Annotated in this window: 10 protein-coding genes, 1 tRNA gene and 2 rRNA genes; 12 read left to right on the top strand and 1 reads right to left on the bottom strand. The window is 57.8% G+C overall.

Going from position 1 to position 15,274, the window contains the following annotated elements:
* The 3 genes from QMG56_RS14760 to QMG56_RS14770 form a co-directional block, all read left to right on the top strand.
* A 23S ribosomal RNA gene (locus tag QMG56_RS14760) occupies positions 1–103 on the top strand; the annotation flags it as partial.
* 153 nt (positions 104–256) lie between these two features.
* Positions 257–371: ribosomal RNA gene (gene rrf, locus QMG56_RS14765) — 5S ribosomal RNA — on the top strand.
* Between the two features lie 111 nt (positions 372–482).
* A tRNA-Met gene (locus QMG56_RS14770) sits at positions 483–559 on the top strand.
* 156 nt (positions 560–715) lie between these two features.
* Here the strand turns inward: QMG56_RS14770 and maiA are convergent.
* Positions 716–1,357 (bottom strand): maleylacetoacetate isomerase, encoded by a 642-nt coding sequence (maiA, locus tag QMG56_RS14775; protein WP_230189233.1) that lies wholly within the window; start codon positions 1,355–1,357, stop codon positions 716–718.
* Between the two features lie 361 nt (positions 1,358–1,718).
* Between maiA and QMG56_RS14780 the strand changes: the two genes are divergently transcribed.
* The 9 genes from QMG56_RS14780 to QMG56_RS14820 all read left to right on the top strand — a co-directional run bounded on the left by QMG56_RS14780 (position 1,719) and on the right by QMG56_RS14820 (position 15,166).
* Positions 1,719–2,405 carry a hypothetical protein gene (locus QMG56_RS14780; protein WP_281823051.1) on the top strand — a complete coding sequence of 229 codons (687 nt, stop codon included), beginning with the start codon at positions 1,719–1,721 and terminating at the stop codon, positions 2,403–2,405.
* Positions 2,406–2,526: 121 nt separating this feature from the next.
* Entirely contained in the window at positions 2,527–3,777 is a 1,251-nt protein-coding gene (locus QMG56_RS14785) for a serine hydrolase (protein WP_281823174.1), read from the top strand.
* A 22-nt stretch (positions 3,778–3,799) separates the two neighbouring features.
* Positions 3,800–4,684 carry an acyl-CoA thioesterase II gene (locus QMG56_RS14790; protein WP_281823052.1) on the top strand — a complete coding sequence of 295 codons (885 nt, stop codon included), beginning with the start codon at positions 3,800–3,802 and terminating at the stop codon, positions 4,682–4,684.
* Between the two features lie 95 nt (positions 4,685–4,779).
* The gene (locus tag QMG56_RS14795) at positions 4,780–7,263 is read left to right on the top strand and encodes a glycogen/starch/alpha-glucan phosphorylase (protein WP_281823053.1); all 2,484 of its coding nucleotides are present in this window, start codon (positions 4,780–4,782) and stop codon (positions 7,261–7,263) included.
* A 7-nt stretch (positions 7,264–7,270) separates the two neighbouring features.
* Complete coding sequence (gene glgB / locus QMG56_RS14800; RefSeq protein WP_281823054.1) at positions 7,271–9,436, top strand: 1,4-alpha-glucan branching protein GlgB; 2,166 nt, start codon at positions 7,271–7,273, stop codon at positions 9,434–9,436.
* Positions 9,437–9,454: 18 nt separating this feature from the next.
* On the top strand, positions 9,455–10,726 hold the full coding sequence (gene glgC / locus QMG56_RS14805; protein WP_230189238.1) for a glucose-1-phosphate adenylyltransferase: 1,272 nt from the start codon (positions 9,455–9,457) through the stop codon (positions 10,724–10,726).
* Positions 10,723–12,156 (top strand): glycogen synthase GlgA, encoded by a 1,434-nt coding sequence (gene glgA, locus QMG56_RS14810; protein ID WP_281823055.1) that lies wholly within the window; start codon positions 10,723–10,725, stop codon positions 12,154–12,156. Before glgC ends, glgA begins: the two co-directional genes overlap by 4 nt.
* A complete protein-coding gene (gene glgX, locus QMG56_RS14815) occupies positions 12,153–14,027 on the top strand; it encodes a glycogen debranching protein GlgX (protein ID WP_281823056.1) in 1,875 nt (624 codons plus the stop codon). Before glgA ends, glgX begins: the two co-directional genes overlap by 4 nt.
* A 299-nt stretch (positions 14,028–14,326) precedes the next feature.
* Positions 14,327–15,166 carry a hypothetical protein gene (locus tag QMG56_RS14820; RefSeq protein ID WP_281823057.1) on the top strand — a complete coding sequence of 280 codons (840 nt, stop codon included), beginning with the start codon at positions 14,327–14,329 and terminating at the stop codon, positions 15,164–15,166.
* Positions 15,167–15,274: the final 108 nt, after the last annotated feature.

Here is a 15,274-nt window from a genome sequence, read left to right on the forward strand (position 1 = left end):
GATTTCATCGAGCCGTGGAAGACCACCACGTTGATAGGCTGGATGTGGAAGTGCGGTAACGCATGGAGCTAACCAGTCCTAATTGCTCTTTTCGCGCTTGAGAGTCCCACCATCAATGACAATGCTGGTCTAACCAGTAACGTCGTCGACGGTGATAAGGATAATCTTCGCAGCCCGATAAACAGGTCTATATACAAATTGTGCACGGCATCGATTAAAACCCGAACCCAATTACGCTTATGCGCCTGCTTCATTGCTTGGTGACCATAGCGTCTGTGACCCACCCGATCCCATCTCGAACTCGGCCGTGAAACCAGACCGCGCCGATGGTACTATTGCTCAAGCACTGGAAGAGTAGGTCGTCGCCAGGCATTGAAGCAGGCGCATAAACGTAAACGTTCGGATCAAAACCCATACATGATGACAAAAACCTACACCTCGTAGCTTTCTAACTGGAAGAGCTTGAGGATCAAACCCAGTGTCGCGGGATGGAGCAGCCCGGTAGCTCGTCAGGCTCATAACCTGAAGGTCGTAGGTTCAAATCCTACTCCCGCAACCAGCGCTCAATAAAACACAACATCACACATACCATCCACCCCCGTACCAATAGGTCCGGGGGATACCATGATTCTTATCTGCTACTGGCATCGTGGACCGCTTAGGCCAATTGGCGTAGACAATCCCACCAGGATGATTCAATAAGATATTGAAAACACTAAATCGTTAAGTCCGCATCCGGTTGAAGATCAGGATGCGCAGCGGCGACAGCGGGTAAGGCGCGAGCGCGTTCGACCGCCGCCATCAGGCTGGGATAAGCGATTGTGGGCACACCAAACCGTTCAGCCGAGTACATTTGCGGTACAATATAGCAGTCGGCAAGCGTCGGTCGATCACCGAACGCGAAGCCCCGGCCGCTTTGGAGAACCATCAGTTCCAAGGCTTCGAAGCCTTCAGCGATCCAGCGTGCAATCCAACGGGTTATAGCGGCATTGTCGGCGCCCAATTCGCTACGTAACGCATTCAATACCCTCAGATTGTTTATGGGATGAATGTCGCACGCTACGACGGCGGCCATGGTGCGAACCACTGCTCGATCACTCGATCCTGCCGGGAGCAACGCAGGCTCGGGGTTACGTTCTTCCAGCCACTCCAATATGGCAGGTGACTGAGTAATGAGTTGGTCGTCCGCCGCGAGTGCTGGCACCAGACCTTGCGCGTTGAGCTTCAGGAACGCCGGATCGCGCTGGGCGCCGCGGCGCAGATCGTGGGTGACCTGCTCATATGAAAGCCCCTTGAGGTTGAGCGCGATCCTCACCCGATAAGAGGCAGTGGACCGCCAATATCCGTGAAGGATCATAGCTCTGCCCGCGCAGTATATCTGCTGCTTTCGCCTAATCCAACCGGGACAATACCAATTGCACTGGACATTTGATATATCGTCACATCGTCTCCATGCATAAGAGCGCTCAGCATTTCACTGGCAGATCCCCTACCTTAGCACATTGGAGGAGAAGGCCATATCTGGCGTACGCAGCGCGTGCTGGCTCAGGGGATGGTTAAGGCGTAGCATGCTGGGGCGACTGCGCGACTGTATCGTTTCTTGATCCCAATATTTGCATCATGAACATTGCAGAACCAGACTGCTATCGCGTAGGCGTGGCGCTCGACTGGACCGCATGGTCCCCCATTCCTGCCAATACCATAAAGGGTGGCGCATCGTGATTCCCCGTGTGTTGATCGATACTGCCGAAATACCGGGAGCCTTTGCTGAAGGGGGCGGTCAGCTTAAGCTTTTTCGCAGGGGCGACGAGTTTTCCATCATGCTCGGCGGCAACGAACTAATGAATAGCCGTCTCAGTGGCTCTGAGGAGGCGCTGGCAACGCTTGCATGTGCTCGCCTGGCTGGCAAATCCGGCGTGCATATAGCGATCGGCGGTCTGGGCATGGGGTTCACCTTACGCGCAGCACTCCATGCACTGCCCGCTGACGCCCGGATTGTGGTGGCTGAACTGGTGCCGAGCGTGATCGCTTGGGCCGAGGGGCCGATGGCCGAGATTTTCGGCGATAGCCTATCCGATGCGCGGCTTACTATCGCGCAGCAGGATGTTGGAGTGCTGATCGATAATGCTGAGGGCAGCTTCGATGCCATATTGCTGGATGTCGACAATGGCCCCGATGGGCTGACACGGGCAAGCAACGACCGGCTTTATGGTGCAATCGGCCTGGCACGCGCGCGCAAGGCATTGCGTGCCGGGGGATTGCTGCTGGTCTGGTCATCCGGCCCCAGCCCCATGTTCACCGCGCGCTTGAAAAATGCCGGTTTCATCGTGGAAGAACAGGTGGTGCGGGCAACCCGAAGCGGTCGCGGCGCCCGGCATATCATTTGGGTTGCCACCGCACCCTGATAGCTCGGAATCTCAGCGGCATGAGCTAGCTTTACCGAAGATTCGCGATGGTTTAGCAACCGCCGATGAACGAGGGAAACGGAGCGAGGTACATATCGGCATGACGGGCAATATGACTGATATGCAACACGATTTGGAATTAAGTACGTCGCAGCGGACGTCGGGCTTCGATGACGCCCGTCTCAAACGGATCGAAGCCTATCTTGACGATAGATATATCCGTCCAGGGCTGTTGCCGCATGCGCAGCTCCTGGTGTCTCGTGACGAGGAAATAGTATCGTTTTTCAGTCTAGGCGAAGCGCAGGCCGATGGCGAAGCGCTTGCCGAGGACGCCCTGTTCCGCATTGCGTCGATGACGAAGCCCGTCACCTCCGTGGCTTTCATGATGCTAGTCGAAGAGGGCAGGGTTGCGCTGGACACTCCCGTTCATGCCATCCTGCCAGAGTTCGCGGATATGCGCGTTAGGGTAAGCGGCGGCGAAGACGGCGCACCGTTCCTGACCGAGTTACCGGATGCGCCAATGCGGATGATTGATCTGCTTCGGCATACATCCGGGCTGACATACAGCTTTCAGCAGCAAAGCCCCATCGACGCTGCATACGCAACGCAGAAACTCGACGTGTTCCATCAATTACGGTCGTCCGATGAATATATCGCTGCTCTGGGTGCCTTGCCGCTGGAGTTTTCGCCTGGTACAAGCTGGAATTATTCGGTCGCGACAGATGTTCTGGGAATAATCATCGAACGGCTGTCCGGTCTTTCGCTTGCGGAGTTTTTCGCTAGCTGCATCTTTGCGCCACTCCGTATGGACAGCACTTTCTTTGAAGTCCCTCAAGACCATCAGCCGCGCCTGGCGGACGCATGGCAAATTGACGGGCAGGGCGTCCGCACTCTGTACGACCGGGGTGAAAGCAGCCGTTGGCGCGTTCCGCTCAAATCATATTCCGGTGGAGGCGGCCTGGTTTCCTCGACGCATGACTATCATCGTTTCTGCCGCATGTTGCTACGGGGAGGCGAACTGGATGGCGCCCGTTTGCTTTCGCCAAAGACCATCGCGCTGATGACATCCAACCACCTACCCGGCGGTGGCGATCTGGCCGGAGCTTCGCGGTCCATGTTCAGCGAAAGTCAGAATGCGGGGATCGGTTTCGGTCTCGGCTTCGCCGTCACCCAGAATCCGGTAACGGCGATGCTGCCCGGTTCGGCAGGCGAATATTATTGGGGTGGGATGCTTTCGACCTTTTTCTTCGTCGACCCGGTTGAACGCATCATTGCGGTGTTTATGACGCAGGTGATGCCTTCCAGCGCAATATCCATTCGACGAGAACTCAAAACGCTTATCTATGCCGCGCTAGCCCATAGCCGCGCCTGATTTTGCAGGAATACGTTAAACGATGACTGAAAAAACGCCTATTCCACCGGAAGTATTGGTGGCAGGTCTGGTACATTTGCTGGACGTTTCGCCGCTATCGGACAATCTTTTCAGAGGTGCCCAGCGACCGGGCGGCGTCGGTCGTATCTTTGGCGGCCAGGTCATAGGCCAAGCGCTGGCGGCAGCAATGAAGACGATTGCGAGCGACAAGTTGGTCCATTCCCTTCATGCTTATTTCATGCGACCGGGGGATGAGGATTATCCAATCGACTTTCGCGTGGAGGCCGACTTCGATGGCCGCACCTTTTCCAATCGCCGGGTCGTGGCGATTCAGAAAGAAAAGCCCATCCTTAATCTCGTAGCATCGTTTCAGGTGCCTGAAGCAGGGCTTGCGCATCAGCTTTCAATGCCCGATGTGGCCCCACCCGAGTCGTTAGACGACTTGGCAGACTATGCGCGACAGCGCCGCGATGAACTGTCTGAACAGCAATATCGGTTTCTGGTCCGGCCAAGCCCGTTTGAAATTCGTTATGTCGGTGTTCCGACGTTTTTCCAGAGCCAGGCGACCGATCCCATATCTCACATGTGGTTCCGGATGCGCGCGCCTGTTTTGGCAAATCAACATATGCATCGCGCAATCCTGGCATTTGCGACCGATCTGGCGCTATTGGGCACGGCCCTTATGCCCCACGGATTGCGGTTGCAGTCGGCGGCGTTGCAGAGCGCCAGCCTCGACCATGCTCTTTGGTTCCATGATGACGTCGCGGTGGACGACTGGCTGCTCTACACGATGGACAGCCCTTGGTCGGGTCACGGGAGGGGCTATAATCGCGGCATGATCTTCGATCGATGGGGAAAGCTGGTGGCTAGCTGTACGCAGGAAGGGCTGATGCGCGTAAAAGCATAAGAAACGCTTGGCGCGCACGTCCCTCCTGTGCAATCTTCACGGAAAGAGGTGGGAGAGGGTACAGTAATAACTGTCCTCAGGGGGAATGCGCTATCATGAACCTTTCGACCCAGGATCCGGGCGTTGCACCTGCTCTCCCGAAGCCGGCGCCGCGCCAGTCCGATCCGGCAATCCTTGCGCATGAGATCGTCGAGCGGCTGACCTATCGGTTGGGTAAGGATGCAGCGGCGGCGCAACCGCATGACTGGCTCCACGCCGTAATCCTCTCGATCCGCGATAGGGTGATCGACTCCTGGATATCCTCCACGCACAAAACCTATGAGGAGCAGGGGCGGCGAGTGTATTATCTCTCGCTGGAATTTCTGATCGGTCGTCTGATGCGCGACGCTATATCTAACATGGAATTGCTGGACGAGATGCAGCAGGCGCTGGCATCGCTGAACGTCGACATCGATGTGATCGCTGAGCTTGAGCCGGATGCCGCGCTTGGCAATGGCGGTTTGGGGCGCTTGGCGGCATGTTTTATGGAAAGCATGGCGACAGTTGACGTGCCTGCTTATGGCTATGGCATACGCTATGTAAACGGCATGTTCCGTCAGGAAATTTCCGATGGCTGGCAAGTCGAATTGCCGGAAACGTGGCTTACGCATGGCAATCCCTGGGAGTTTGAAAGGCGCGAAGCCAGCTATGAAGTTGGCTTTGGCGGGCTGGTCGATCCGGCGGAGAACGACGATGCGAGCCCGCATCAAATGGTGTGGAAACCGGCCGAGCGTGTGATCGCCACGCCCTACGACACGCCGATTGCCGGTTGGCGCGGAAAGCGGGTCAACACTCTGCGGCTTTGGACGGCGCAACCGATCGACCCCATCCTGCTCGACCGCTTCAACGCTGGCGATCATGTCGGTGCCTTGCAGGAAAGCAACCGGGCCGAAGCGCTGACTCGCGTGCTGTATCCTGCGGACAGTTCGCCGGCGGGGCAGGAACTACGCTTGCGGCAGGAATATTTCTTCTCCGCCGCCTCGCTGCAAGACATTGTGCGTCGGCATATCCAATATTTCGGCGATATAAAAACCCTGCCGGACAAGGCGGCGATCCAACTTAACGACACGCATCCAGCGGTGTCTGTCGCCGAAATGATGCGCCTGCTGCTCGATGTTCACGGTCTCGATTTCGACGAAGCGTGGGACATAACCCGACGCACGTTCAGCTATACCAATCACACGCTGTTGCCCGAAGCTCTCGAAAGCTGGCCCGTCCCGCTGTTCGAGCGACTGCTGCCACGGCACATGCAGATCGTCTACGCCGTCAATAGCCGCTTGCTCGCTGAAGCACGTCGCGCAGGCGGGTTCGACGACAAGGCCATCGGCACGATTTCACTGATCGACGAGGGCGGCGAGCGTCGGGTTCGCATGGGGAATCTGGCTTTTGCCGGATCGCACAGCATAAATGGCGTGTCGGCTTTGCACACCGATTTGATGAAGCAAACGGTGTTCGCCGACTTCCATCGGCTTTACCCCACGCGTATCAATAACAAAACCAACGGTGTCACGTTCCGCCGCTGGTTGATGCAATGCAATCCGGGGCTGTTTTCCCTGATCCGCGAAGCCATTGGCGACCGTTTCATGGATGATGCAGAAGGGCTGCGCGATCTGGAAGCCTTTGCGCATGACAGCGGCTTTCAGGAGAAATTCCTTGCGGTAAAGCTCGCCAACAAGCAGCATCTGTCGCAGGTGTTGCGCGAACGGATCAATGCGCGCATCGACCCGTCGGCCATGTTCGATATCCATATCAAGCGCATCCACGAGTATAAGAGGCAGTTGCTCAACATCATCGAAGCAGTCTCGCTTTACGATCAGATCCGGTCGCATCCCGAGCGCAACTGGGTGCCGCGGGTCAAGCTGTTCGGCGGCAAGGCGGCGCCGAGTTACCACAATGCGAAGCTCATCATAAAACTGGCGAATGACGTGGCACGTGTGGTGAACCACGATCCGGCGGTGCAGGGGCTGCTCAAGGTGCAGTTCGTGCCCAATTACAATGTGTCGATGGCGGAAATCATGATCCCCGCTGCGGACCTTTCCGAACAGATTTCTACGGCCGGCATGGAAGCGTCCGGCACCGGCAACATGAAGTTCGCCGTAAATGGCGCGCTGACCATCGGCACGCTAGACGGTGCCAATGTGGAAATGCGCGATCATGTCGAGGCGGACAACATTTTGATCTTCGGTCTGACGGCCGAGGAAGTGGGGGAGCGGCGCGCCAACGGGTATAACCCGCGCGACGTAATCGAAGGCAGCACGGAATTGTCGCAAGCGTTGAACGCCATCCGATCGGGCGTGTTCTCGCCCGGCGATCCGAACCGCTATGCGGATCTGATCGGTGGCATTTACGATCATGACTGGTTCATGGTTGCCGCAGATTTCGACAGTTATGCCTCGGCGCAACGAAAGGCAGATGCTTTGTGGAACGACAAGGCTGGCTGGGCGTCTAAGGCCATATATAATGTCGCGCGGATGGGGTGGTTTTCGTCGGACCGCACTATCCGTGAATATGCGAGGGACATCTGGAAGGTGCTGCCGTGATCGCTGAGTGTTGACGTCGGACCGGATTGGAGCGCTCGTTACGGGGCGGGAGGACGACCCCTTTGCCGTTTTGGGCGTGCACGCCGCCGACAAGGGATTTTTGGCGCGCTGCTTCCTGCCGGATGCGGTCGGTGTGTCGGCTTCGACACTGGAAGGAAAGGCGGTCGGTGCGCTATCCTGCATTCACGATGCCGGTATCTTCGAAGGCAAGGTTGCAATCCGTAAGCGCCAACCCCTGCGTTACAATGCGACTTATGCCAATGGCACGACTTACACGGTGATCGATCCTTACAGCTTTGGCCCCGTGCTGGGGCCGATGGACGATTACTACATTGCCGAAGGATCGCATCTGCGGCTGTTCGACAAGCTGGGTGCTCACCTAATCGACCATGAAGGCGCCGTCGGCACGCACTTCGCGGTCTGGGCACCAAATGCACGGCGCGTATCCGTTGTGGGCGACTTCAATCAATGGGACGGTCGCCGCCACGCGATGCGCCTGCGCGCCGATAGTGGGATTTGGGAAATCTTCGTCCCTAATGTCGGACCGGGCCATGCCTATAAATATGAGATCATCAGTGGCATTGGCGTCGTGCTTCCGTTGAAAGCGGACCCTTTCGCCTTCCGCTCGGAACTCCGTCCGGCGACGGCATCCGTCATCGCCGAACCATCTACACATGCCTGGGCCGATACTGCGCATCGCGCGCACTGGAAAAAAGCCGATGCGCGCCGTCAGCCGATTTCGATATACGAAGTGCACGCCGGGTCATGGCAACGTGACGAGTTCGGTAATTTCCTAAGTTGGGATGCTTTGGCGGATCGGCTTATTCCTTATGCCGCAGATATGGGTTTTACGCATATCGAATTCATGCCGATCAGCGAACATCCCTATGACCCAAGCTGGGGCTATCAGACCACTGGGCTCTATGCGCCCTCTGCGCGGTTCGGCGATCCCGATGGCTTTGCGAGGTTCGTGGACGGAGCGCATCTCGCCGGGATGGGCGTGATCCTCGATTGGGTGCCCGCGCACTTCCCTACCGACGAACATGGTCTGGCCAATTTTGACGGCACCGCGCTGTATGAACATTCCGATCCGCGAAAGGGGTTTCACCCGGATTGGAACACCGCGATCTATAATTTCGGGCGGCGGGAGGTGTCGGCTTTCCTGACCAACAACGCCCTGTTCTGGGCGGAGCGCTATCATGTCGATGCGCTGCGCGTCGATGCGGTCGCGTCGATGCTGTACCTCGATTATTCGCGCAAGGACGGCGAGTGGATACCCAATGCCGATGGCGGGCGGGAAAATTGGGAAGCGGTCGATTTCCTTCAGGGCATGAACCGCGCGCTGTACGGCATGGATACCGGCGCGATGACGATGGCCGAGGAGTCGACCAGTTGGCCCAAGGTATCGCATCCCGTTCATGAAGGTGGCCTTGGCTTCGGATTCAAATGGAACATGGGGTTCATGCACGACACTTTGCGCTATCTGCAGCGCGATGCCGTGCATCGGTGCCACCATCATAACGACATTACATTCGGATTGCTGTACGCCTTTGCCGAGAATTACATTCTGCCGCTCAGCCACGACGAAGTCGTGCACGGTAAAGGTTCATTGCTTACCAAAATGGCTGGCGATGACTGGCAGAAGTTTGCTACCTTGCGCGCCTATTACGCAATGATGTGGGGTTATCCCGGCAAGAAGCTGCTGTTCATGGGGCAGGAGTTTGCGCAGCGCGCCGAATGGACCGAGGAGCGCGCGCTGGACTGGCATCTGCTTCATCAGGCACCGCATCGGGGCGTGCAATCGGTCGTTCGCGACATCAACCGGCTGTACCGGAAGAAGCCAGCCCTCCACGCCCGCGATTGTGAGGGCGAAGGTTTCGAATGGTTGCTGGTGAACGCCGCGGAGGATTCGGTCTTCGCATGGACGCGCCGCGCGCCGGGGGACAGACCTGTCGTAGTCATCAGTCATTTCACGCCATTGCTCCGCCATGGTTATGGCATGCGCTTGCCCCATGGCGGGCGCTGGCGGGAGATACTGAACACAGACGCATCTGATTATGGTGGCAGCGGCGCAGGGAATGGCGGCGTTGTCGAAGCGGCCGACGATGGATGGGCGCATATCACTATCCCGCCGCTTGCTACCCTCATGCTTGAACCGGACGACGAACAATAGAGAATACAGGAGAGACCCATGCAGAGGAGACATCAGCCGATTTCCCGCGATGCCATGGCCTATGTGCTGGCGGGGGGGCGCGGCAGTCGGCTGGGTGAACTGACCGATATTCGCGCGAAGCCCGCCGTGCATTTCGGCGGCAAGGTTCGGATCATCGATTTCGCCCTATCCAACGCCCTTAACAGTGGCATTCGGCGGATCGGCGTGGCCACTCAGTATAAGGCGCACTCGCTGATCCGGCATCTCCAGCGCGGGTGGAATTTCTTCCGCACCGAGCGCAATGAGAGTTTCGATATTCTCCCCGCCAGTCAGCGCGTGTCCGAACATCAGTGGTATGAAGGCACCGCCGACGCTGTGTTTCAGAACCTCGACATCATCGAAGCCTATGCGCCGGAATATATGGTCCTGCTGGCAGGCGATCATATCTACAAGATGGACTATGAGTTGATGTTGCAGCAGCATGTCGACAGCGGAGCGGATGTGACCGTTGGGTGTTTGGAAGTGCCGCGGATGGAAGCTTTCGGCTTCGGGGTGATGCACGTCGATGGGCACGACACAATCATCGATTTCGTCGAAAAGCCAGCCGACCCGCCCAGCATACCGGGCCAACCGGATCGGGCTTTGGCATCCATGGGCATCTATGTTTTTCGGACCAAGATATTGGCTGAGCAATTGCGTCGAGACGCGGCGACACCCGACAGCTCGCGCGATTTCGGTGGGGATATCATCCCCTATATGGTGAAGCACGGCAAAGCTGTCGCGCATCGGTTCGCTAACAGTTGCGTCCGCGCCGAAAGCGAAACGGAAGCCTATTGGCGTGATGTGGGAACCATCGACGCCTATTGGCAGGCGAACATTGACCTTACCGACGTCGTTCCTCCCTTGGACATCTACGACACACACTGGCCATTATGGACCCATGCAGAGGTGACAGCCCCGGCCAAATTCGTGCATGACGAAGATGGGCGACGCGGTTCCGCCACCTCTTCCCTGATCGCGGGAGGATGCATCGTTTCGGGATCGTCGCTCCACCGCAGCCTGTTGTTCAGCGGAGTGAGGACGCATAGTTTTTCGTCAGTTACGGAGAGCATCATCTTGCCCAATTGCGAAATCGGCCGTGGCGCACGATTGCACAAATGCGTACTTGATTCGGGTGTCCGCATTCCTCCTAAACTGATTGTCGGTGAGCATCCCGACCATGATGCGAAGTGGTTCCGCCGTACGGACAAGGGCGTGTGCCTGATAACGCAGACGATGATCGACCGATTGCCCGATAGCCTGACCGCATGAAACTGTTATCCGTCGCGTCCGAGATATTCCCGCTCATCAAAACGGGTGGCCTCGCCGATGTCGTCGGGGCGTTGCCCCTGGCATTGGCGAAGGAAGACGTGGCAACGCGCACACTGATCCCCGGTTATCCATCTGTGATGGCAAGGATTGGCAAAGGCAAGAAGCTGCATCACTATGACTCGCTGTTCGGTGAGTCCGCAACGCTCATCTCAGCCAAGGTGGGAGATCTGGACCTCATCGTTCTGGATTGCCCGCCTTTTTTCGGTCGCGCCGGTGGACCCTATGACGATATGGCGGGCAATGGCTGGCCGGATAACTGGCGGCGCTTTGCGGCCTTATCCCGCGCGGGGGCGGACATCGCTGCGGGCTTGCTGAAAGGCTGGCTCCCTGATGTCGTTCACGCGCACGACTGGCAGGCCGCGATGACGCTGGCGTATATGCGCTTCGGGGCTGCCCATGCCGTGCCGAAGGTCGTCACGATCCACAACCTGGCGTTTCAGGGGCGATTCGATGCTGCGATATTCGACGCACTGGGCCTGCTCCCGGAAGCTTGGGGAATGGATGGTGTCGAATATTATGGCGGCACCGGGTTCCTGAAAGCCGGGCTGGTTTCTGCCGATGCGATCACAACCGTCAGCCCCACTTATGCGCAGGAAATCCGGTCGACCGCTGACGGCATGGGTCTGGACGGTCTGCTGGTGGGGCGGGGTGACCGGCTGCACGGCATATTGAACGGGATCGACACCGCTGCATGGACCCCTGCGACCGATCCGCTGTTGGTTAAGTCCTTTTCCAGCCGCGCCCTTTCCGGTCGTTCCGCCAATCGACGGCATATCGAACGCAGTTTCGGGCTGGATAAGGATGACAGCCCGCTGTTCATCGTCGTCAGTCGCCTGACATGGCAAAAGGGCATGGACATGCTCGTCGATGCGCTGGATCATCTGGTGGCATTGGGCGGTAAGCTGGCTGTGCTGGGATCGGGCGATCATCCGCTTGAGGGCGCCTTTCTGGCGGCGGCGGAACGCTATCGTGGGCGCGTTGGCGTCCACATCGGCTATGACGAACCGCTATCGCATGTGATGCAGGCAGGCGGCGATGCGATCCTCATTCCTTCGCGTTTCGAACCGTGCGGACTGACCCAGCTATATGCGCTGCGCTATGGCTGCGTTCCTGTTGTCGCGCGTGTCGGTGGGCTGGCCGATACCGTGATCGACGCCAATGAGGCGGCGTTGGGCGCAGGGGTGGCGACCGGGATACAGTTCGCACCGCCCGGTCCTGTAGGCTTGAAACGCGCAATAGAACGCGCTGTGATTCTATACGCCGACAAGCCAAGCTGGGCATCGATGCAGCGCGCTGGCATGGCGGCAGACTTCTCGTGGAATAAAAGCGCTGCGCGGTACGCTGCCTTGTACAAATCGTTGATGCCGTGACGCCAGCGGACCTCCCTGCTTTAGGCCCGCAGGTCGAGGAGGGCGGAACCCGTTTTTCGGTCTGGTCGTCCGCCGATACACTGTCTCTATGCCTTTTCGATCAAGATCGCGAAATTGCGCGTCTTCCAATGGCGCGCCATGGCCGGGTGTTCTCCTTGTTCACGCCAGGAGTGGGAGCGGGGACGCATTACGGACTGCGTGCAGACGGTCCGCACGATCCGGATGCAGGGCTGTGGTTCGATCCGGACAAGCTGCTGCTCGATCCCTATGCCACGCGGATCGACCGGCCATTTGCCTATCACCCGATGCTTGCGGAAAGGAAGGGGGTGAGCGGGGATACCGCGCCATTGATGCCTAAAGGGATCGTTGAAACAGCGCCGCCCGTCGTCCTGGCCAAAGCTCCAGAATTTGCGCACGGCGGACTGATTTATGAATTGCAGGTGCGGGCTTTCACTATGCTGAACCCGGACATTCCTGCCGATCAGCGCGGGACGTTGCGGGCGCTGATGCACCCCGCGGTCATCGCGCATCTACAGCGCCTGCATGTGGGCGCTGTCGAACTTATGCCTATCAACGCATGGATAGACGAACGGCATCTCCCGCCATTGGGCGTCACCAATGCGTGGGGATATAACCCGGTGAGCTATTTCGCGCTCGATCCGCGTCTGGCGCCGGGCGGCATGGACGATCTGCGTGCGGTCACCAGAGCGCTGCACGATGTTGGCATCGGCGTCATCATGGATATGGTCTATAACCATGACGGGGAGAGTGACGTACTGGGGCCAACGCTGTCGTTGCGTGGTTTGGATGCGCGCAGCTATTTTCGCCATGCGGACGATGGCGCGCTCATCAACGATACTGGCACAGGTAATGCCATCGACTGCAATCATCCTGTCAGCCGCCGCCTGATCTGCGATTCGATGCGGTATTTCGTTCGCTATGCAGGCATCGACGGATTCCGCTTCGACCTTGCCCCTGCATTGGGGCGATTACCGGATGGATTCGACCCGGCGGCACCGCTTTTGCAGGAAATTGCGGCTGATCCGATCCTCGCCGATCGCATCATGATTGCCGAGCCGTGGGACATTGGTCCGGGTGGCTATCAACTTGGCTGCTTCGGCGAAAATTGGCTGGAATGGAACGACCGATACCGTGACGACCTACGGCGGTTCTGGCGCGGCGATCAACATATGTTGGGCGGGCTTGCGACTCGGATCGCTGGATCGACCGATGTTTTTCCGAACAAGGATACACGCACCGTCAACTTTCTTGCCGCCCATGACGGGTTCAGCCTTGCCGACCTGACTGCCTATGAACAGCGGCACAATCACGCCAATGGAGAAGATAACCGTGACGGGCACGGCGAAAACCTAAGTTGGAATAATGGGGTCGAAGGCCGGAGCGAATATCCCGATGTCAACGCGGCGCGGCGTCGAGACATCAAGGCGCTTCTGTCGACCCTTTTTATTTCGCGCGGCACGATCATGCTCACGGCGGGGGACGAATTTTGCCGCACGCAACAGGGCAATAACAACGCCTATGCGCAGGACAACGAGATTACATGGATCGACTGGGAAGGCCGTGACCGCGAGATCGAAGCGCACAGCGTCATTCTGGCTGCGGTTCGTGCCGCTTCTCCGGCATTACGCAATACGCATGTATTGAAGGACAATGATATCGCCTGGCTACGCCCAGATGGCGACCGGATGACCGTCCGGGACTGGGAGGCTGCTCAGGGCGATATGCTGGCATTCAAGCTGCTTCCCGATGGCCCGTTCGTCTGCCTCAATCGCAGTGCGCACTCTGTAGATTTCCAGATCGATGGGTGCCCGGTTTCGGTTGGTCCACGAAGCGTTGAAATCATAACCTGACCACCAGCAAAAACCCCCGCGCCATGCGGCGCAGGGGTCATGCATCTTTCGAAGCAAATAAGTGGTCGGGGAAAGAGGATTCGAACCTCCGGCCCCTGCCTCCCGAAGGCGGTTCCCCTAGCATCACTGGCTGATTTCCGGTCGTTATCGCGCTTCAACACGCCGCACACACAGGCGGTTGTTCACGATAGAATCACGGGACAGGTTCAAGGCTCGACCTTGGATCACTGTCTTAATGACGGACCGAGTAACGCCTGCAAGCGTCGCCCGGTCCTGACCAACGAACGCATGGGAGTGCGATGATGGGTGACACAGATTTAGCGACGCGCGGGCTATCCGTCCAGCAGTCCGACCTATTCGACAATCTAACCAGCAAACGCACAATTGCATGGGTGGATGGCGTGAACAGCGTAGTCATGGCACACATGGCGTTGATGGATGATCCTAACATCATCCTTGCCCACTGCGACTTAGGCGAAAGCGTCCACGAAGATAGCCACCGTTTTATCAACGATGTCGAGCAGTGGCTAGGCAAAGAGATCGTCCGCCTTCGCTCTACTCAATATGCCACCATTGACGAGGTGTTTGAGAAGCGCCGCTATCTGTCAGGCATAAACGGCGCGCCCTGCACTGGCGAAATGAAGATTGTTCCCCGCCTCAATTTCCAACTGCCAAGCGATACGCATCTATGGGGCTATACTGCTGACAAGTTGGACGCCAAGCGCTTCGACCGGATGCTGGTCGAGCATCCAAACCTTCGCCAACGGTCGCCTTTGATTGAGATCGGTCTTAAGAAGAAGGGCACTCATGCGATACTGGCTCAACACGGCATAAAGCGCCCATGGGTCTATGAGATTGGGATGCCCAATGGCAACTGCCCCGGTTGCGTGAAGTCGTCCAGCCCGTTCTATTGGGCTCTTATCCGTAAGTGGTTCCCGGTCGTGTTCTGGCGTCGTGATGCGCAGTGCCGGAAGTTTGGCGCGAAGATCGTCATCATTGGCCGCGAGAAGGGCGAGGACGGCAAGGTTCGTAACATCCGTTGCTACCCCAGCGACATACCCGCCGACCACTCAACTGTCGTTCGTTCCGCTGACTTTGGCGGATGCGGTTTCCATTGTCCTACGGAGTTAGCAGCATGAGCCACGATTTTCTAATCGGCTACCTATGCGGGTTTGCCGTCCTGCCTACGCTGGCGTTCTGTGTTTGGGTCGCGCGTTCACTCACTGCGCCTGGTGACATGTGATGAC

Origin of the sequence: Sphingobium sp. BS19 (assembly GCF_027925545.1) — a bacterium.
Classification (GTDB): Bacteria; Pseudomonadota; Alphaproteobacteria; order Sphingomonadales; family Sphingomonadaceae; genus Sphingobium.